This window comes from Flavobacterium polysaccharolyticum (assembly GCF_038739875.1).
GTDB classification, from domain to species: Bacteria; Bacteroidota; Bacteroidia; order Flavobacteriales; family Flavobacteriaceae; genus Flavobacterium; species Flavobacterium polysaccharolyticum.
In genome coordinates this window covers 1-444 of sequence record NZ_JBCGDP010000076.1, presented here as the reverse complement: position 1 = coordinate 444, position 444 = coordinate 1, and the positions used below count along the sequence as shown (strand labels likewise).

Genomic DNA, 444 nt, shown 5'->3' with positions numbered 1-444 from the left:
CTTTGGCTAAAACTGTAGTATTATCTAAATTATAAAAAGTCCAATCGTATGTTAAATTTGATGCAGCTGTTTCTAAAGAAAAATTTGCAACTACATTTGCATTCAAAACTTGGGGGGTATATTTGATGGTTCCTTCTATTGCTAGGCAGTCTGTTGGACAAAAATCAATATATCTCACTTCGGAGGATTCTTTACATCCATTTCCACTTGGACGTACTATAGATTGTGCGTTTTTTTCTGGCCTAACAACCCTACAAGAAATAAAATAATTATTTGATGATACGTATTGACTGATATCAATATATATATCTTGATCTAATCTATTTAAAATTTCTTCATCTGTTAAATCAACATAACCAGATACACCCCAATAGAAATCAAGATGAATATCAGATGATCTTTCAGGTGAAAAAGAAAAATCAATTGTTTCAGAATAAGGACGAG

General features: G+C 31.1%; 1 protein-coding gene. It reads right to left on the bottom strand.

The features are described 5' to 3' along the window. Positions 1 to 444, bottom strand: a 444-nt coding sequence (locus WFZ86_RS20160) for a hypothetical protein (RefSeq protein WP_342693620.1), incomplete at both ends; no start/stop codon positions are given.